Annotated in this window: 17 protein-coding genes; 11 read left to right on the forward strand and 6 right to left on the reverse strand. The window is 50.6% G+C overall.

The annotated features are described in order from the left end of the window. The first annotated feature begins 70 nt into the window (after positions 1–70). On the forward strand, positions 71–664 hold the full coding sequence (locus ELY33_RS01830) for a YajG family lipoprotein (RefSeq protein ID WP_126943057.1): 594 nt from the start codon (positions 71–73) through the stop codon (positions 662–664). A 149-nt stretch (positions 665–813) separates the two neighbouring features. Here the strand turns inward: ELY33_RS01830 and ELY33_RS01835 are convergent, their stop codons facing one another. From ELY33_RS01835 to ELY33_RS01845, 3 genes are all read right to left on the reverse strand, one after another. Further along, positions 814–1,446 carry a thiopurine S-methyltransferase gene (locus ELY33_RS01835; protein ID WP_126943060.1) on the reverse strand — a complete coding sequence of 211 codons (633 nt, stop codon included), beginning with the start codon at positions 1,444–1,446 and terminating at the stop codon, positions 814–816. A gap of 53 nt (positions 1,447–1,499) precedes the next feature. Next, positions 1,500–2,171 carry a TIGR04211 family SH3 domain-containing protein gene (locus tag ELY33_RS01840; RefSeq protein ID WP_126943063.1) on the reverse strand — a complete coding sequence of 224 codons (672 nt, stop codon included), beginning with the start codon at positions 2,169–2,171 and terminating at the stop codon, positions 1,500–1,502. A gap of 85 nt (positions 2,172–2,256) precedes the next feature. Then, positions 2,257–2,586, reverse strand: a complete 330-nt coding sequence (locus tag ELY33_RS01845; RefSeq protein WP_126943066.1) for a DUF1820 family protein — start codon at positions 2,584–2,586, stop codon at positions 2,257–2,259. A gap of 235 nt (positions 2,587–2,821) precedes the next feature. Here ELY33_RS01845 and ELY33_RS01850 point away from each other — a divergent pair, with 235 nt between their 5' ends. The 3 genes from ELY33_RS01850 to ELY33_RS01860 are packed head-to-tail and all read left to right on the forward strand — an operon-like array spanning position 2,822 to position 6,959. Then, positions 2,822–4,045, forward strand: coding sequence for an ATP-grasp domain-containing protein (locus ELY33_RS01850; protein WP_126943069.1), 1,224 nt, complete (start codon positions 2,822–2,824; stop codon positions 4,043–4,045). Between the two features lie 36 nt (positions 4,046–4,081). After that, positions 4,082–6,109, forward strand: a complete 2,028-nt coding sequence (locus tag ELY33_RS01855; protein ID WP_126943324.1) for a hypothetical protein — start codon at positions 4,082–4,084, stop codon at positions 6,107–6,109. Between the two features lie 40 nt (positions 6,110–6,149). After that, positions 6,150–6,959, forward strand: coding sequence for a TlyA family RNA methyltransferase (locus tag ELY33_RS01860; RefSeq protein ID WP_126943072.1), 810 nt, complete (start codon positions 6,150–6,152; stop codon positions 6,957–6,959). Between the two features lie 71 nt (positions 6,960–7,030). On the opposite strand, the gene mscK is transcribed toward ELY33_RS01860, so the two are convergent. Next, on the reverse strand, positions 7,031–10,381 hold the full coding sequence (mscK, locus tag ELY33_RS01865) for a mechanosensitive channel MscK (RefSeq protein ID WP_126943075.1): 3,351 nt from the start codon (positions 10,379–10,381) through the stop codon (positions 7,031–7,033). Between the two features lie 177 nt (positions 10,382–10,558). Here mscK and ELY33_RS01870 point away from each other — a divergent pair, with 177 nt between their 5' ends. From ELY33_RS01870 to ELY33_RS01885, 4 genes are all read left to right on the forward strand, one after another. Further along, on the forward strand, positions 10,559–11,578 hold the full coding sequence (locus tag ELY33_RS01870) for a phospholipase A (RefSeq protein WP_126943078.1): 1,020 nt from the start codon (positions 10,559–10,561) through the stop codon (positions 11,576–11,578). 80 nt (positions 11,579–11,658) lie between these two features. Continuing rightward, positions 11,659–11,991 carry an ElaB/YgaM/YqjD family protein gene (locus ELY33_RS01875; protein ID WP_126943081.1) on the forward strand — a complete coding sequence of 111 codons (333 nt, stop codon included), beginning with the start codon at positions 11,659–11,661 and terminating at the stop codon, positions 11,989–11,991. Next, a complete protein-coding gene (locus ELY33_RS01880; RefSeq protein WP_126943084.1) occupies positions 11,991–12,395 on the forward strand; it encodes a phage holin family protein in 405 nt (134 codons plus the stop codon). Before ELY33_RS01875 ends, ELY33_RS01880 begins: the two co-directional genes overlap by 1 nt. Further along, positions 12,370–12,669: a YqjK-like family protein gene (locus tag ELY33_RS01885; protein WP_126943087.1), complete on the forward strand. Its 300-nt coding sequence runs from the start codon at positions 12,370–12,372 to the stop codon at positions 12,667–12,669. The genes ELY33_RS01880 and ELY33_RS01885 overlap by 26 nt, the downstream gene beginning before the upstream one ends. A gap of 97 nt (positions 12,670–12,766) precedes the next feature. Here ELY33_RS01885 and ELY33_RS01890 read toward each other — a convergent pair whose 3' ends face one another. Continuing rightward, the gene (locus tag ELY33_RS01890; RefSeq protein WP_126943090.1) at positions 12,767–13,951 is read right to left on the reverse strand and encodes a BaiN/RdsA family NAD(P)/FAD-dependent oxidoreductase; all 1,185 of its coding nucleotides are present in this window, start codon (positions 13,949–13,951) and stop codon (positions 12,767–12,769) included. A gap of 192 nt (positions 13,952–14,143) precedes the next feature. Here ELY33_RS01890 and ELY33_RS01895 point away from each other — a divergent pair, with 192 nt between their 5' ends. Both ELY33_RS01895 and ELY33_RS01900 read left to right on the forward strand, forming a co-directional pair. After that, the gene (locus ELY33_RS01895; protein WP_126943093.1) at positions 14,144–15,211 is read left to right on the forward strand and encodes an efflux RND transporter periplasmic adaptor subunit; all 1,068 of its coding nucleotides are present in this window, start codon (positions 14,144–14,146) and stop codon (positions 15,209–15,211) included. Then, positions 15,211–18,351, forward strand: coding sequence for an efflux RND transporter permease subunit (locus ELY33_RS01900; RefSeq protein WP_126943096.1), 3,141 nt, complete (start codon positions 15,211–15,213; stop codon positions 18,349–18,351). The genes ELY33_RS01895 and ELY33_RS01900 overlap by 1 nt, the downstream gene beginning before the upstream one ends. A gap of 70 nt (positions 18,352–18,421) precedes the next feature. On the opposite strand, the gene ELY33_RS01905 is transcribed toward ELY33_RS01900, so the two are convergent. Then, on the reverse strand, positions 18,422–18,835 hold the full coding sequence (locus ELY33_RS01905) for a DUF3617 domain-containing protein (protein ID WP_126943327.1): 414 nt from the start codon (positions 18,833–18,835) through the stop codon (positions 18,422–18,424). 212 nt (positions 18,836–19,047) lie between these two features. Here ELY33_RS01905 and ELY33_RS01910 point away from each other — a divergent pair, with 212 nt between their 5' ends. After that, the gene (locus tag ELY33_RS01910) at positions 19,048–19,257 is read left to right on the forward strand and encodes a zinc ribbon domain-containing protein (RefSeq protein ID WP_126943099.1); all 210 of its coding nucleotides are present in this window, start codon (positions 19,048–19,050) and stop codon (positions 19,255–19,257) included.

The raw sequence follows: 19,257 nt of genomic DNA on the forward strand, positions 1-19,257 counted from the left end.
CATCACCCGAACATACCGCCAGCGCAATACCCGCGTTATACTGGCGTTTTAGCCATAGCGGAGAAAGACCATGCGTCGGCGCCATTTTTTACACCTTTCTGGTGCGCTGCTTACCAGCATTTTGCTAGTGGGCTGCGCTAGCCCTCAATACCTTCAACTAAGCCCAGAACGCAGCGCCAGCGTGCCGCAAACAGGCGCTGGCCAACAGGTCACGGTAATAACTGCCGATGCTAGGGAAAGTGAAGTAATTGGGACTCGTTCGGGTGGCAATATGTCTACCGCGCAGATTACCGTAAGCAGTCATGAGCTGATACCTCAGTTGCAAGCCGAAGCGGAACGCGCTGTGCGCGATATGGGGTTCACCCCTACTCGCGACGCTGCCCAAGGCCGCCCAAGTGTGACTTTAGAGCTCTCAAGCCTTAACTATGCGAAAGGTGAAAGTGGCCAACCGCTGATTGACGAAGCGCGCCTTGAAGGGGTTTTCCGGGCGATCGCCCAAAATAAAGGCACAACGTATACCGGCACTTACACCTCGCGACGCACCCAAGGCTATGCCATCAAGCCCGGCGAAGATGCCAATACACGTATGTTAAACGACCTGCTCAACGATGGTTTGAACCGTGCATTTAGCGACCCAGAGCTAGGCCGATTACTCGCCCGCTGAACAATTAGTTCTGGCGATTTATGCTAATAACTCTGCCCGCCTAGCGGGCAGAGTTATTAGGAGACAGAGTTATTAGGAGACAGAGTTGCTAGGAGAAACAGTTGTTAGCAAAAACAGTTGTTAGCTGAAAGAGTAACTAGCAAAAAAAGTTATATGTGCGGCCCACGACGCTCCAGCGCCCAAACGCTTTCACTACGGCCACGCTCATCAGCTCCTCTGTTTTCAACCAGTTCAACGCGAAAGTTGGGCACAAACAAACGCTCAATTTCACTGTTGGGCACGCTATAAGGAGGGCCTGCATTGCTTTCATCGTGGGTTAACCCCACTAGCAACCCTCTAGCGCCAGGCGGCACCAGCTGGGCCAAGTGGAAAGCATAGCGCTCTCGGGTGGCGGGAGGCAGTGCAATTAGTGAGGCTCGGTCATAAAACGCCCCCACTTCTGCCGCTTGTTTGATGTGCAAATGAAAAAAATCACCGCACCACAGCTCGACGCTACCTTGGCGTGTCACGCTGAATCCAGCTTGGTTATAACGCGACACGCCTGCATCGCGCTGCGCTAGAAACTGCTCTATCGCTTCAGGTGCTAGCTCAATACCCAGCACTGGGTGCCCTTCGTCTGCCAGCCAACGCATATCCAGGCTTTTTCCGCATAATGGCACAAGCACTTTGGCCCCAGGCGTCACATTGAGCGTAGGCCAGTATTGAACCAACGCAGGATGCGTGTCAGACAAATGAAAGCCGATACGACCCTCCTGCCAACGTTGCCGCCAGGGGTTATCCATCGTGGTTACCTCGTACTCAAAATTGACGCGCAACGCTTGTTTTAAAAACCGTCTTAAAACCAGCGATCACTCTTTTTACGACGACGCGGTAAATGAGGAACAATTAAGCCGACCAGTAATCCAGCCCCAGCAACCCCACCGCCGTACATGAAATAGCGCATTAGCAAGTCTTCTTCCTGCGTATCTAAACGCGCTTGAAGTGCACGAACTTGCTGACGAGACTGCTCTGCTTCGTTATCTAGCTCGCGGTTACGCGCTTCTAAGTCCACGATACGCTGTTCACGTATATCGAGTGTTTCCGTCATAGAAGAAACGCGCTGCTCCCAGGTATCGTTAATGCCATCTAATTCTTGGGTAAGCTCGTCTACTTGCGTTTGTAATACGGGCAGTTGCTCACGAGCACTGGGTGTTTGTTGCAACTCACTGCTAAGCACCCATACCACATCGCCGCCATTGCCACGAACGCGGGTGTAATTCCCACTATTTTCAAGCACTTCAACCTGCTCACCTGCATTTAGCGTTCCGACTATACGGTAACCGTCCGTTGGGCCACTGCGCACATAAGTACTTAATTCATCGCTGACCCAGGCTCGGCTATCAGATTGCGCAAACACAGGGGCAATCCCAACGCTCAGCAACACACCAACAGTGGCGGCGTAACAACTGCTACGAAATTTATTTTTACTACTAAGTTTATTTATACTACGAAGTTTATTTACTGGCATGACGTCATGTCCTGATCATAAAACGCGCGTGGCCGACGAAGCCAGTCGCGCGTATCGCTCAAAGCGGCGCGCATGTCTTAGGCGCTTACCCTTCCCCGCGAGGCGGCAGTGAGAAGGGACGAGGAAACTCTGCGACGCGGGCATCGCTTTTTACAGCCTTTAACGGGCCTTCACGTTCGACTTCATCTATACGCACAATGGCGTTAAGCGGCAGATAACTACGCTTCACGCCTTCTAAGGTGCGCTGTAATTTTTCCGCTCCTGGATCGACAACAACCCGCGACGCATCTTCAAAGACAAACTCCTCGACTTCAATAAAGCCCCAGAGTTCGCTTTGAAAGATTTCTCTGACGTATAAATCCCAGATTTCACCTTGCTGGTGAACCACCACACGGTAGATCGGCTTGGCCGCCATCTTGGCCTATTCCTCTTGCCACTTGAACATAATATTAAAAAGCCTAGCCTAACATACTCAGCGGTTTGCCCTTTAGTACGCTTTCATCAAAAGCGCCTATTTTTGGCGATTCTCACCTTCTTCTCACCTTCTTCTCACCTTCAGAGACTGCTAATTAGCCGAGAGGAGGCCCTATCGTGTATGGTGAGGCGGGTTATACGGCAACATTATTCACTCACCCACAGGAGTCATCACCATGCAAAAGGATCCCAATAAGGGCTATATCGCCTTATTAGGTTGGAGCCTTAATGCGATCGAAGCGGCAGAGAATTTTGACCGCCGTTACATCGTAGTTGCACCCGACTGGGCTGAGGAGTACTGCCAAAAACATGATATCCCCTACGTCCCATGGAATTTCGAGCGCCTCAACGATCGCTCAATCGAAATTTCTGAAACGCTGAGGGAGAAAGGCGTTGATGTTGCTATCCCACTTTATGAAGAAACCGTTGAGTGGGCAGGTGCTATCAACTCAGTGTTACTGGACAATCCGCGCATTTATGGTCAGTCGTTGTTGCTGCGCGACAAAGCATTAATGAAACGTCGCGCCCAGCTTGGCGGTATTCGTGTAGGTATTTTCGAAGAAGCCCACGATAAAGAAGACGTTATTCGCTTTCTCAAGCGCGTCAACCAAACGCTACTTAAGCTCGATGGTGATCCCAACGATCCCATTCACCTGAAAGCGTTTGATAAGGCTGGCTGTCTCGGTCACCGGATAATTCGTACGCCTGATGAGGTCGATACGATCCCTGACGAAGAATTCCCAGTCCTGATGGAATCTCACTTAGACGGCTGGGAGTTTGCCGTTGAAGCCTGGATTCACAACGGCAAAATCGCTTTTCTAAACATTTCTGAGTACGTGAAACTTGGCTACTCAGTGTTCGTACCGGCATCCCCAGAGCTTGAGAAGTATCGCGAACAGATCAAGGCGCAAATCGAAAAGCTGATAAAAGCATTTGATATTGAGTTTGGTCTTATTCACCCCGAGTATTTTGTGACCAGCGATGGTGAAATGTACTTTGGCGAAGTCGCTTACCGCCCACCCGGCTTTAAAGTTTTCGAGCTTCTGGAACGCGTTTACGGTTTTAACGCCTATCAAGCGTCTATGCTGGTATTCGATCCTAAGAGTACAATAGAAGAAGTTGCCGCCTTCTTCCCAAAAGAAGTGGTGAATGCAGATGGATTCGCGGGCTGCTTTGGTGTCTACCCCCGTCGCCGGGTTGTTAGCCGCCTGGAGATCCCTGAAGAAACAGAGGATCACCCCTATTTTGAATCTCATGAACTAACGTCACCGGTTGAAGAAACCGTCACTAAACGTACCGCGTTTGGTACCCACTGGGGCTTGGTCTACTTTAAAGGCGAAGATGCATACACACTCCGTGATTTGCTTAAACGCCAAGAAGACCTCGACTTCTATGTATAATCCCCGCTACGGCTGGGATAAGGAGTCAATGTGACGATGAATCAAGAGGCGTCTTCAACTGAAGATGGCAAGCTCAACGGATTACTGAGCAAATTTGATGATGCGGTGCGTCTGCTTTCGCAAGCGCCCGCTTTTTCTAAACCGGCAAAACTGCCCCGCGTAATGGATACTGCGCGCCGAATCTTGATGCAAGAGGGTGGCTGCGCTGCCCTCGAAGCACGTTCGGCGGTTTTTGAATCCGCCGGCGTGTTTGCAGGTTCTGATTGGGAAACCCCTCAGTTCTTAGTGCCCACCCTCACTACTTTCTCTTTGAAAAGTGCTGATGCCAATGTGGTGGTTATTGAGGCGCTTAGCGAACTGCGGCTTTTAGCGGTCGCCAAAGGCGATTACCTACACACATTGGTATCCCAAGAGCATGCGCACCGTTATTTAACTCAAGTCATGGCTATTAATCTATGGCTGCTGTTTAACGCACCAAGCGAGGCAGAACGGGAGACCCAGGGGCGATTAGCAACGATCCCCAGGCAACTGTTTAAGCATTTAGCTGATCGCATTGGTTACGAACATGTTATTGATCAACTAATCGATGAAATATGGCGCATTTTAAAACAGCGCCCTATTCAAGTTGATGCCATAAAACAGATGATTACCCAAATCGCGTTGTGCCAAGTCAATCCAGACATAGATTTGGGATCAAGCGGTCAAGGGGCTGACAGGCTGGTTAGTTCGCTTTACGGACCGACCCAAGCGTGCCGTGAAGACCCCGGTGTTGATCTGTACCGTGAGCGGTTAGAGCGTATGGATAACGCTGCACTGCAAGCAGAATCCACTGGTTTCGCGCGTGCGATGCACGACACAGGACTGGTATCGCCCTACCACACGGTACTCATGCGCTATTTGCTGGAAGAGGGAGACCACCTGCTATCAGAGGCACTAGGACTCTCATCGACCGGGCGCGACTGCCTGCTCTGCTATCGTGAGCTGGTGCACGCTCTGATTCGTGGCGGTGTTTACCCTGCCACAGCCCAGGCGGTTTATGGCTTAGCATTGTTACTTGAGCGGGGCATTCTCTATCAACCCCCTGTCGCTCCAGCGATGTGGCGACAACTCAATCTGAAGCTTTCAGAGTGGTCAGAAGCACGATTGAGCATCGCTTATGGTGACGTGGCGTCACCGCGCGCACGTTTGATCGAAGGTGTGCTTTGCATGTTAGGGCTGCCGCTAGGCGTAGGTCAGGGCAATAATCCTACCTGCCAGTCAGCGAGAGCGCTCTCTATGTGGGCCTACAACGACCCCGACTATTTATTGCAAATGGTGGCCTGGGCTGCCCGTGATGACGAAATCATTATGCATTTCGAGGGTCAATCAATCTCTTCAATGGAGAGTGCGTCTGGCGTTGCATCTGAACTGCCGATGGATCTAGATCCAGCCTCCCTGATTGTTGTTCCTCATTTAGACCGTATTTATGCTGAAATGGGCAGACGCTGCATCGGCCGTGAAGGCGACCCCCATCGCTGGGTTAATCCAGAATTTCACGGGTGGTGGTCGGGACGCGGCTTTAGTATTAACGTTGATGTTGCCAGCGGCCAACTTATCGGTGTCGATAGTTTTATCCGCCATTTCTACGCGAGCTATCATCCTTACTACAACGGCAACCAGCCGCTGATTCATCCTCAACCCGCTGGCATTGCCGTCACTGACAGTGCTGCCCGTTTCATTGGTTGGCATGCGATTACTATTTTGCGCGCCTCGTTAGATCCCAACGATACGATGAGAATTTATTTTTACAATCCCAATAACGACAGTGGTCAAGATTGGGGTGACGACGTCAAAGTCAGCACTTCAGGTCATGGAGAGCGCTTTGGCGAAGCCTCGCTACCTTTCGCACAGTTCACGTCTCGATTATATATTTACCACTATGACCCGCTAGAACGTGGCGAATTGGCAACGGTAACGGATGAAGAGCTTGAGTCTGTTAAAGGCTATCTGCATCGCAGTTGGGGTGCTAGCCGCTTACCCCCTACTGAGCTTCAGGCAGATGAGGGGCCATACTCCCCATCGTAAGACTCGCTGAAAGCGCTTGATAATTGCCATATTGACAACAATGACTCAATTAACTCGATTAGACCAATTACTGGTCAGCCAAGGGCTGGCCAGTTCCCGTACGCGCGCGCAACGATTAATTCGCAACGGGCGCGTGTATCTTAAAAACGGCACGCCGCTCAGCAAACCATCCGAAAAATGGCCGCTGGATACTCCGCTTCATATCGATGAAGACCCAGAGGAACGCTACGTTTCCCGCGCAGGTTTAAAATTAGAGGGCGTTCTTACCGCAATCAACATGCGCCTGGAAGGACGCATTGTGTTGGATATTGGCCAGTCGACGGGGGGCTTTACCGATTGTTCACTCCAGTTTGGTGCTAAGCATGTCATCGGTGTTGAAGTGGGCCACACACAGTTAGCCGAGCGCTTACGTGGCGACCCAAGGGTCATGTGTCTGGAGGGTTTAAATGCTCGCCATATGACGTCATCGGCAGCCCTTCAACAAGCAGTGGCGAAATACCCTATTGATATTGCCGTGATGGACGTTTCGTTTATCTCACAAACGCTAATTTTGCCAGAGATTGCCTCTCTTTTACCCACAGGAGGGCAACTGCTTTCACTGGTGAAGCCACAATTTGAGCTGGAACCAGGCGCATTGGATAAGCGGGGCATTGTGCGTAACGCTAGCCGTTATGCCGACGTGGAGCAAAAAATACGCGATGCTTGCACAGCGTGTGGATTATCCATCAACCACTGGCAGGAAAGCCCGATTACCGGTGGTGACGGTAATCGGGAGTTTTTACTTTTAGCGACTAAACACCAAGCGTTAGTCACTAAGAATCAAAAGCTAGCCCTTAAAAACCAGCCCTAAAAAACCAGCACTCAAAAACTAGCACTTAAAACCAGCACTCAAAAACCAACTTAGCCATCCACTAAGGACAGTCATTGGCTCAGGTTAGTAGGCGGCAGCCGGCTAGCTGACTGCACGTTAACTGATTCACCTCGGTCCCGGTGCAGCCATACATCCATTTGCTCAAAGGCTATCTTTATCCCCGCCTCACGGAACATCTCGTCAACCCGACAGTTTACTTCGTCGGCAGCAAATAAGCGGTCAAGCAAATCGTTAACGAAAATGCGCAGCTCAAAATTCAGGCTGTGCGGGCCGTAGTTGAGACACAAAACCTGAGGCTCTGGATCTTCTAGCACGCGTGAGTTTTCGTCGGCGGCTTGGCGCAGCAGCGTATGCACTAAAGGCAAATCAGACCCATGGGCAACGCCGTAAGTCAGCACGACGCGGGTCACATTATCTGATAGTGACCAGTTGATAAGCTGATCCGTTACGAATGTTTTATTCGGGATGATAATTTCTTTTCGATCAAAATCAGTCACAGTGGTGGCTCTTATGCGAATCCGGTTCACCGTACCGTGAAGATTTCCAAGCGTAATAGTGTCACCGATTCGAATTGGGCGCTCAAACAGAATAATCAAGCCAGAAATAAAGTTGGCAAATATCTCTTGTAACCCAAAGCCTAAGCCCACACTCAGCGCTGCCACCAGCCACTGCAACTTATTCCAGGAAACGCCCAGTGTCGCTAGCCCCATCACGACACCCGTACCAACAATGGTATAGGAGAGCAGTGAGCTAATGGCATAAGCGCTGCCCTGCTTTAATGACAAGCGTGAAAGCACCATCACTTCTAATAAGCCGGGCAAGTTGCGCGCCATAATAAACGTAACAGCAACCACCAGCAGCGCAGTAAAGACATCCGAAATCGATAGTGCATCCCCGACCAAGTCACCTTCTTCTGCATCCCATATCGAAACCTGATCTAGATAGCCTAGCACTGCCAATAAGTCAGCCCACACCAGGTAAAGCAGGGCGCTAAAACCTATTAACAAAATTAACTTTGATAAGCGCAATGATTGCGAGTTGATTTTCTCCATATCTAATGGTGGTTCTTCAACGACCTCCAGCCCCCCTTCTGCGCCCTCTTGCACTTGTGCCCGTCGTCTAGCGAGTGCCCGACGATAGGCTAACCGCCGTGCTGCAACTGCCAAGCTACGCACTACTGTGGCCTCAACAACAACCCACAAGCCCAGCAGATAAAGAGTGATCGCAAAACGAGCCACCAGCCGTAACGCTGTGTACTCATACCCCCAGACCACAAGACCAAGGAGCACCAGCGGTACCGACGCCATCGCAAGCCCCAGTACTAAGCGAAATAACCGCACACCGAAAAATGGCACATGGGATAGGATTAATAGTGCCAACCACCAACTCATCGCTATTAAACCAGCGGCAAAAAGCCCTATTGCCACCGGACGTAATGCCAGCGGCGTTTCCATTTGACTAGAGAGTGCAGCAATAACGACCACGGGCGCTAGCGCCAGCCCTAACCCTCCAAGAAGTTTACGCAACCGCGCTGTATAAGCGGGTGCCCAGGTAAAATGCCGTTCAGCAACGCCATCATGCACGAGAAGCCGGCGACCCCAAGCCACAACTACCCAGCTAAGCGCCAGCTGCATCAGCGCTGGCGAAACACTGCTTGCCAGTGCACCTTCAGCTTTACTAAGGGCAATGCCAATACCCGCCAACCCTAACGGTCCAGGCAACGCTAGCAGCGCATTTAATAGCACCGCTTTTGTCGTGTGTAATTGGGTATCACTTTTCAGTCGGCCAATTTGTGAATGAATAAGCGCCAGCCGCGACTTGGTTCGACGGCGCAGCCCAATCAGAACCACACCGAGTAAAACGAACGGCATACCAATCAACATTCGCCAAGAAAAACCTTGCCACTGAGTAGGCAAAATCGCTCGCCACTCTCCTTCTCGCCACTCCAGCTGAAGATTATGAGGAATTTGTCGCAACCAATTAAAATCCAGCGGACGGCTATTGGCTACCCAAAACAACTGCTCGTCGATGGTTATCCGTAAATCACGGGTCGTCGCTAATAGCTGTTGTTGGTTCAGTTGAAGTTCAATAGCGGCGCTCAGCAAACTGCCGTAAGACTGCTCAAGCTGTTCAACCAGTTCACGACGTGACTGATAAAGGCGCGTTAAGGAATCCACCAACCCTGGGGTGACATCGACTCCCGCTTCCTGCAAACGTTGAGCAGCTAAGCGATCACTTTGGCGCAACTGATCACGCTGACGAATCAGGTCAAATTGCTTCAAGCGTAAATCAGCAATTTCATCCTGCAAGTCTCGTCTTGGCGCGACTAAAGGTAGCGATTGGCGCTGTTCCCGAAGAATACGCGACAACAGCTGGCTACCACGAATGGCTTCAATTTGTTCATTTAGGGTGCGCTGAAGTTGTCGCGCATGATCCAGCTGACGCTGCACTTCAATGTTTTCACGTATAATACCGTTCGCTCGATCTGTAGCTCGAAGCAACTCAAGACTCAACGTTTGATTTGTTTGCTGAGCATTAAGCACCACAGGATGCCCTTCGGCGATTAGTGGGTCACTCTTAGCTGCATCTGCAATAGCTTGCTCAGAAAGAAGTCGCCGCTGGCGATCAATCACCCCTTGTAATAGGTTAAGCTGCTGCTCCTGATGGTCTATTTGCAGCTCAATGAGCTCTCGGCGCTCTTGAGCCAATTCACGCAACCGACTGTTGGTAGCTAGTTCGCGCTGATTAAGATTCACTTCCTGCTCGGCAAGAGCGCGCTCAATGCGCCATTGAATTAATTGTGCATCATTGCGGGCCGATAGCTGCCGATCACCCAGCAACGCCTCTCGCTCATCAGACTGGCGACGTAAGCTCTCAGCTCGTTGTAACGCATCTGATATTGCTTGCTGGGCACGCTCTGGCAGTGTTTGCGCTGCCAACAACTGCGAGTTGACTTCGGCTAATTGGCTTTGAAGCTGCTGAAGCTCTACCACTGCCTCGGCTTGCTGCGCCTCCAACTCATTGAGCGGTCTGCCACTCAGATCTTCCACGGACAGCTGGCGACTGTCCTCTTCAGCTCCATTTAACTCACGCTCGAGGCGAAGCAGTATTTCGGGGGATTGGGCGACGCGTTGCTCCAGCGTTTTAAGGCGTTCTTCAACCGCATGAAGGCGCTCATAACTTTGCAATGCAGCCGATAACGCTGTCACAACCTGAGTTTGCTCAGCGGTTAATTCACCCTCCTGAGACTCAAGCTCGGCTAATCGCTCAGATAATTGTGCTTCAGAGGGGACTTGATCAAGCAATGTCGCTTGAGCTTGCACAACCTGCGCACCCACACCTGTTAACAATAGATAAATAAAAAATAGCCAGGAAAGTGACTTCAGCGAATTTTTGACCACGTTACATATGCCTCGTCGACATGGATATTACTCCATTCAGGAAGACCGTCATTGTCAGGCGTTCTGACTCCTTACGCAATGTAACGCGTTTGACGAGCAGGAAGTGTTGACTTACACAACGGGCGTGTTAGAAGAGACTCTGAAAAACTGTCTTTTATTTATTTGTGAGCCATGTTGATGGTCATTCGAAAACTATTATTAGCAAGTTTAATTGTATTGCTAGGCACTGAAAGTGCCTTTGCAGAGACACGCGAGGAAATCGAAGCGCGTATCCGTGCACTCAACACAGAACTTTATCAGCTGCACCAACAGCTGCAACATGTTGAAGACCCAACAGGAAGCAAACCAACTGCCGCCCCACAATTGCTTCCGAAAGAAATGGCACTTGAGGATCTCAGTGAGCGTCGTCAATTTGAGCAAGAGTCATCACGTAATCCGTTCGCGATTACGACTCATCGGCTTAACTACCTTTTGCCCGTTAGCTATAACGCCAATCAGAATATCGAAAATTTTCGTAGCGTTTCTGACGGCACCTCTCCAAATGACGTCGAAGTAAAATTTCAGTTTAGTGCTAAATTCAACCTCGCAGAGGATGTGTTCGGCGACATCGGTGATGTCTATTTTGCTTACACGCAGCGTAGCTGGTGGCAAGCCTATAACACCGATGCCTCTTCTCCCTTTCGGGAAACCAACTACGAACCAGAAATTTTTATTGATTTCGATAACGCCTGGAGCGCACTAGGCTGGGTCAATACGCGTAACCGTTTCTCCTTCATCCACCAGTCTAATGGCCGCTCAGATCCACTGTCGCGAAGCTGGAACAGAGTTTATATGGAAAGTACCTTCCAACGCGGTGACTGGGCACTTTCCTTAGTTCCGCACTGGCGCGTACCTGAATCAGAAGAAGACGATGACAACCCAGACATTGATCGCTTTGTCGGCTATGGCGACATTCGGCTAGCCAAACGACTTAACGGCAACCAAGAGGTGGCAGGCCAGCTGCGCGGCAATCCAAGTGACGGAAATTATGGTACGCAAATAGACTATAGCTGGCCTGCTTTTAATAATGTGCGCGCCCATTTGCAGTACTACTACGGCTATGGAGAAAGCATGATTGACTACAATAATCGTGTGCACCGCCTCAGTATTGGCTTTAGCTTAAACCCCCTGTTCAGCGCCACTGGGCTGAACCGTTAGTGCTTGAGGTTGTCTTATAGTGAACGGCTGCTATGCTTGGTTTGTTACTTATTCATATTCACTCGTCAAAGGATGACATCATGGCCAAACGTAATACTGACACCTCTGCTCGTGCTGACCAGTTGAAAGAAGATCTCCGCCACCTGAGTGAAACTGTCGAAGAGTTGATGAACGCCACATCAAAAGATGCAAGTGGTGAAATGCGCGATCTTCGCGAGCGTGCAGAAAAGCGATTGAAAGATACGCGAGCGCGCTTAGAAGCACGTGGCGAACGACTTTATGAGGACACCCGTGAAACGCTGTCTCACCAAGTAGACAACTGTGATCGCTACGTGCATGAAAATCCATGGGCTAGCATTGGTATTGGTGCCGCAGTGGGCTTGATGGTGGGTATGCTTCTCGGTCGTCGCTAATGGCTTTAGGGCCAACTCAACGCGTATTCTCTGCCGCTAAACGCCTGCTGAAATCATTAATTGCTAATGGTGAAACTAGGCTCCGTTTGGCGGTTTTAGAGTTAGAAGAGGAACGCGCTCGTCTGCTGACCCTGCTATTGTTGGCGGGAGCAAGCCTGCTGCTGTTGTTATTAGGCGTCGCAACACTTACCGCACTAGTTGTTGTCTTGTTTTGGGACACTTACCGACTTACTGCGATCGGTGTCAGTGCCGGCGTTCTTATAGCCTTGAGTTTTTTACTGGCAATTATGGCTATGCGCCAAGCGAAACAACATACGCTTCTGAAAGAAACGCTTAAGCAACTCGCCGCTGACCGGGCTTTGTTGGAGGTGAATGAGGATGACTCGTCCCAACACCACCGTTAATCTACCCAGCCGAGCTGAACGTAAAGCTGTGTTGTTGGCTGAATTAGAGCAACAGCGTATCGATATTTTTATTGATAGTGATACGCTGTCAAAGGCGGCTCTGCCGTTAGACAATAATTTGCGCAGCCTTAAAATTCCTTTATATGTGATTGGTGGTGTTGCCGCTTTTCGCATGTTGCGCCATCCCGGTGGTGCAATGGCAATGGGCAGAAAAGCACTGGCAGGCTATATGTTGGTAAGAAAGCTCAAACTATTTGCTAAAATAGCTAGCTGATCTACTGCTCGCGATAATTCGCAGAAATGTCTATCGAGCCGTTTTTATAAACGCTGATTTATAAACGCGCTACTAATTCACGGCTCGGTTTTCTTTACTAGCACGCCTGTCCACAGGCAACACCACTTGCCCAAGCCCACTGAAAGTTATACCCCCCCAGCTCACCCGTGACATCTAACACTTCCCCGATAAACCTTAGCTGTGGTAAGTCTTTTACTTCAAACGTTTTCGATGAGATCGATTCCGTACTTATCCCGCCCATCGTTACTTCAGCGGTACGCCACCCTTCTGTCCCTGACGGCTTTAACTGCCATTGGTTTAGCCGCTGTGCCCAAATATCAAGCGCATCATTGCTGTACTCTGCAATGGGGCTGGCAAGAGTGTTATCCGGATACCACTCCAGCAGCGCATTGGCAAAACGCTTTGGAAAACGCTCTCCCAACCAAGTAGACAACTGACGTTTAGGTGTCGTTTGACGCGCATGACGCAAAGTATCAGCGGCATGTTCACCGGGTAGTAAATTAATGTTGAGAGCATCGCCCGGTTGCCAAACGCTGGAAATTTGCAGCATTGATGGGCCAGACAGACCTCGGTGTGTAAATAGCATTGGCTCGATAAAGCGTCGCTCTTTGCAGCTAACCACACAGGGCACACTGACACCAGAAAGCGCTGCTGCGCGCTCTTTCCAACTATCACTTAATGTGAACGGCACTAATCCCGGGCGGGTAGGTAGAACGTCTAACCCAAACTGACGGGCAATATCGTAACCAAACCCTGTTGCCCCCATTGTGGGTATCGACAAGCCGCCCGTAGCCACCACTACCGTGCCAGCGTCAATGTTTCCCATCGACGTGGCTAAGCGCATGCTATCTCCCACTCGCTCGACCTTAGAGATTGACGTGCTAAGCGCCACCTCAACCCCCGCCCACTCGCATTCAGTCAACAAGACACTAACAATTTCTTTAGCAGAATTCGCACAAAACAGCTGACCAGGGGCTTTTTCTACATATTCAACACCATGACGCTCTACCAATGAGACAAAATGCTCAGGTCGATAACGCTTTAGCGCTGAAATACAAAAATAGGGATTTTCTGAGTAAAAATGCTGAGAGGTAGTACCAAGGTTGGTAAAGTTGCAACGTCCACCTCCAGACATCAATATCTTCTTGCCTGCCTTGTTGGCATGGTCCACTACCAGTACACGACGCCCTGCATAACCCGCTTGAGCCGCACACATTAAACCCGCGGCACCTGCACCAATGACGACGACGTCATAGACCATAAAGTATGAGCTCCAAGCATAAAGGGGACAGCATTTTAACAGGTAAATAGCTTAAAATTACTGTACATTTAGAATCAAATGTACAGATTATGTATATCTATTTAACAATTTACCACTGCTTGCACTTTCGCTCTCTAAAGCGGCGGCTCCTCAGTGGTACTACTCGACATAGTTAATAACACTGAGACACACATGCTTGTTTGTAAACGCATCTTCTTCTTTTGGTTGTTTAGCCAGATATGGACCACCCCTTTGTTGGCACAGTCTACGCCCTCTGTTATTGGGCACTACGCTGCTATAACAACCTGGTCTGATCCACTTGAAGCGTTAGGCACACTGAGTGCTGATGAGAGCGTAACGCTCTCAGCCACGGTAACTGACACGATTGCCGAGATTAACTTTGAAGATGGTGAACAAGTAGAACGCGGAAGGCTTCTAATTCGCCTAGAAGATGCTGAAGAGCAGGCTCAGCTAAGGGCTGCTCAAGCTCTCAGTGATGAACGTCGTAACGCATTAGGCCGGGCAACCCAGCTGCAACAGCGCAATCTAGCCCCCCGTGCTGACGTAGAAGATTCTCAGGCTCGTTTACGCCAGTCACAAGCCGACGCACAGGCATTAGAGGCTAGGCTATCAAATTATCGTTTGCATGCCCCTTTCAGCGGGCGTGTCGGCTTTCGTAACGTCAGTATCGGAACATTGGTGACGCCAGGTATGGCGCTAGTCACCCTTGATAAGCTCGATGTCATGAAGCTCGATTTTACAGTACCTGACGTATTTTTGGGGCGTCTATCCGCGGGTCTCAAGCTCAGCGCTAAGACGGCGGCGTTCCCAGATGAGGTCTTTAGTGGTGAAATTTCCAGCATCGGAACCCGCATTGATCCTATCACCCGTAGTGTTAGCGTTCGCGCTGACATGGTAAACCCAGGGCTTCGTCTGCGACCTGGTATGTTAATGGAGGTCGTGGTCCAACAGCGAATTCGCAACACCCTGGTACTTCCTGAAGCAGCTATCGAACCCAGTGGTAACCGCCACTTTGTGATGTTGATTGACCAGCAGGATGGGACCCCGCGCTTAGAACGGCGAGAAGTTGTCATTGGTGAACGGCGAAGCGGTGAAGTAGAGGTGCTGGACGGTATCAGTGCAGGCGACCTCATCGTGATTCACGGCTTACAGCTCGCTCGAGATGGCCAGCAAGTCAGGTTGCTAGGCATCGCTGATGAAGAAACAGGTATTCGCTCGCTGCTAGAGGCGGATCGCTAATGCGCTTATCAGACATTTCGGTTCAGCGTCCGGTGCTGGCGATGGTGATTGCAGCACTGATTATCGCATTTGGTTTGCTGGCACTGAACCGCTTGCCATTACAAGAATATCCCACGGTTGACCCACCCATCGTTAGTATCGATACCCGTTACCCAGGCGCATCTGCAAGCGTTGTAGAAACACGCATTACCCAAGTGCTGGAAGACCGTATCGCTGGAGTAGAAGGGATTGAGTTGATTACCTCGCAAAGCGAGGATGGTCGTTCGCGAATTGAAATCGAGTTCGCTATCACCATGGATATCAACGCTGCCGCTAACGACATCCGCGATCGTATCTCTGGTGCGCTGCGCAATCTTCCAGATGATGCCGACAATCCTGAGGTCACCAAAGCCGACAGTAGTGAGACTGTTGTGATGTGGCTAAGTCTCTCCGGTGCGGATTACTCCATTACTGAACTGACCGATTATGCCAACCGCTTTCTGGTTGACAGCCTGTCGGTTCAGCCCGGCGTTGCAAGGGTGCGTGTAGGCGGCGGCAGTGATTATGCGATGCGGGTTTGGCTGGACCGTAACGCACTCGCAGCACGAGGACTGACCGTCGGCGATATCGAAGAGGCACTACGCGCTGAAAACGTTGAGCTGCCCGCAGGCTCAATTGAGTCGAAGGACCGCCAGTTCATCGTTCGTTTACCGCGCAGCTTTGCAACCGCTGATGATTTTCAACAGATTGCTTTAATTGAGGGTGCTGATGGCTATCTAGTTCGCCTAGGCGATGTGGCTCGAGTCGAGATAGGTTCGGTCGAAGACCGCTCGGTGTTTCGTGCCAATGGAGTTCCTATGGTGGGTCTGGGCATGATCATGCAGTCAACGGCGAACGTAGTGGAACTTTCAGAAGCCGTTCAGCAGGAGCTTGAACGGCTTCAGGGCACCTTGCCTGAGGGTATGTCTCTCAGCCTTAATTTCGATGCTTCCGTGTTTGTTTCTGGTGCCATCGAACAAGTAGTGATAACGCTGTTTATCGCCATGGGATTGGTCGTCGTAGTGATGTTCATGTTTTTAGGAAATCTGCGCACAACCCTGGTACCTGCTGTGACAGTTCCCATTGCCGTCATTGGGGCGTTTACCGCCCTGGCCGCCATGAACTTTTCGATTAACCTACTCACGCTGTTGGCGTTAGTGCTAGCGATTGGGCTAATTGTTGATGACGCAATTGTGGTGCTTGAAAATATTAATCGGCGTATGCACGACTATGGGGAAACGCCATTAGTCGCGGCATTTCGCGGAACACGGCAAATCGCTTTCGCGGTGATTGCCACCACGCTAGTTCTAGCAGCGGTTTTTGTCCCTCTCAGCATGCTGCAAGGCGACATTGGCCGGCTATTTTCTGAGTTCGCGCTTACCATGGTAGCGGCGGTTATTATCTCGACGCTACTCGCCCTCACCCTCACCCCAATGATGGCTTCTAAAATTCTTAAGCCAGGCATGCACGATAGTCGAATCGGTCGAGGCGTACAGTGGTTACTGAGTGGCACTCAACGTCGTTACCAGCGCGCGTTAGAATTCGTGCTTACGCTTAAATGGCTGGTCGTCGCCCTGTTTTTCTTATTAATAGCGGCCACTGCTTGGCTGGCAAGCGTGCTGCCTAATGAATACACCCCGCAAGAAGATCGCGGCAATTTCATTGTCCTTGTCAACGGCCCTGAAGGCGCAACGTTTGACTACATGATGGATTATATGGACGAGATAGAGGCCAGACTAACGCCTTTCGTAGAAAGTGGTGAGCTTGAACGTATTGTGGTTCGTGCACCGCGCGGTTTCGGTAATATCGAAAATTTCAACAGCGGCTTTATTATCGTCAATATGGCTGACTGGGGTAGCCGGCGCAGCGCCTGGGAAATCATGGCCGAGGTTCGTCAGCAACTACGCACGCTACCGGGTGTTCAAGCCTTTCCTGTTATGCGACAAGGCTTTGGACAACGCACGCAAAAGCCTGTGCAATTCGTACTCGGGGGCGGTACTTACGAGGATTTAGCCCGTTGGCGGGATACTCTGGTTACTCACGTTCGTGAAAATAACCCCCGTATTACCGCTATCGAAAGTAATTACGACGAGACACAGCCCCAACTTCGCGTTGATATCAACTATGAACGCGCTGCTGCGCTAGGCGTTACTGTCGCTGAGATAGGCCGAACGTTAGAAGTACTGTTGGGTGGCCGCAACGTGACTCGTTATGTGGATGATGGTGAGGAGTACGATGTCATCCTTGAAGGTGATCGCAGTGGTCAAAACAGCCCTCGTTCGCTGAATAATATTCAGGTGCGCTCGGCACGCTCTGGAGAGTTGATTCCACTGGCAAGCTTGGTAACGCTTTCCGACTTTGCTGGTGCCAGCACGTTGAACCGCTTTGATCGGGTTCGCGCGATCACTATTGAGGCGAACCTAGCCGATGGTTACCCCCTTGGCGAAGCGCTGGAATACCTGCAACAAGCCTCCGATAGCGTCCTGCCTGAAAAAGTACAAACGAACCTTGCGGGGCCTTCTCGCGATTTTCAGCAGGCCAGCGGCGCGACTATGTTCTTATTAGTGCTGGGGGCCGTGGTGGTTTATCTGGTACTCGCCGCTCAGTTTGAGAGCTTAATTCACCCCTTTGTTATCATGCTGACTGTCCCGCTAGCCATGAGCGGTGCACTGCTTGCGCTGCTGCTAAGTGGACAGTCACTCAACATATATAGCCAAGTAGGCTTAGTACTGTTAATTGGCTTAGCAGCTAAAAACGGCATATTAATTGTTGAGTTTGCCAACCAGCTGCGCGACGAAGGACAAAAATTTCGCTCTGCTTTGGTGGAGGCGTCAGTAACCCGCCTGAGGCCGATTTTAATGACCGCCGTTACCACGATGGCGGGCGCAATACCGCTAATATTGTCAAGCGGCCCGGGCGCGGAATCACGACTGGTCATTGGCACCGTTATTATGGCGGGCGTCGGCTCTGCGACCGTGTTTACCCTGTTTGTCGTGCCCGTGGCCTATGACCTGCTTGCACGTTATTCAGGTTCGCCAGGGGCCGTCAAGCGCCAGCTAGAAGAAGAAATAGCCAACGCCCCGACCGCTCACCATACGCCGTTAAAGATTCCCGAACGCTAAGGAAGGCATTAACGGCAAAAGGCGCCACATGGCGCCTTTTTTAGGTCATGAAGATGCGCCAGCTGACGACTCAGCCGCAGCTACCAATACGCTCACCTTCAATCGCTGTATTCATGGTCAGCTCACCCATTGGCGACTGAGTAAATATACCCACGTTGCCTTCAATCTGCTGACCCATAAAACGCATTTCACCGTCGATCGTCGCTTCGCCACCCTCTGCTCGGCATACCATGCTGTAGGAAAGACCATCGGCACTCATATCCTGGTTAAGCAGCTCGCAGCCCTCTTCCTCTTCAATAAAGCCAAATTCAGAACTATCCAACTCTTCTTGGGTAATGCACTGACGCTCAGTCTCCGTTTGATCCGGAATTTGCATATCGCCACTCATGCTGGTCACGCTGACAAACTCCCATTCGCCAGGCGTGACATTAGGAGTTTCTGCCTGAGCAACCATCGGGAAGGCCAACAAGGCCGCTACTGCCATGTGTCGTATCATCGTCGTACTCATCTCTAGGTGGCTTTAGTAATAGGTTATTATCCTACCTGAATCATCGCTCGTATGTCCTATTGGACAGGCCCACTGCTACACTATTCACTACAGAGTTGTTATCACCAGGGCGTTTCATTTCCAGAACGTTTCATTTCAAATACTTTGCAATGAAAAAACGCTAGCAATCACATTAAGGGGAAATAGCTATGCAGGATGACGCGCTAGTCAATCATGACTTTTACTGCCCCTACTGCGATACACCACTTACATTTCTGATCGACACCTCTCAAGGTAGCCACGATACTTGGGAAGATTGCCACCAATGCTGCGCACCGATTCAATTACATATCATTGTCTCGCTAATGACCGGTGAACTAGAAGCAGTGCTTACCGGTCGAGACGACGATGTGCTTTAG

The sequence above is a fragment of the Vreelandella andesensis genome (assembly GCF_003989795.1).
GTDB classification, from domain to species: domain Bacteria; phylum Pseudomonadota; class Gammaproteobacteria; order Pseudomonadales; family Halomonadaceae; genus Vreelandella; species Vreelandella andesensis.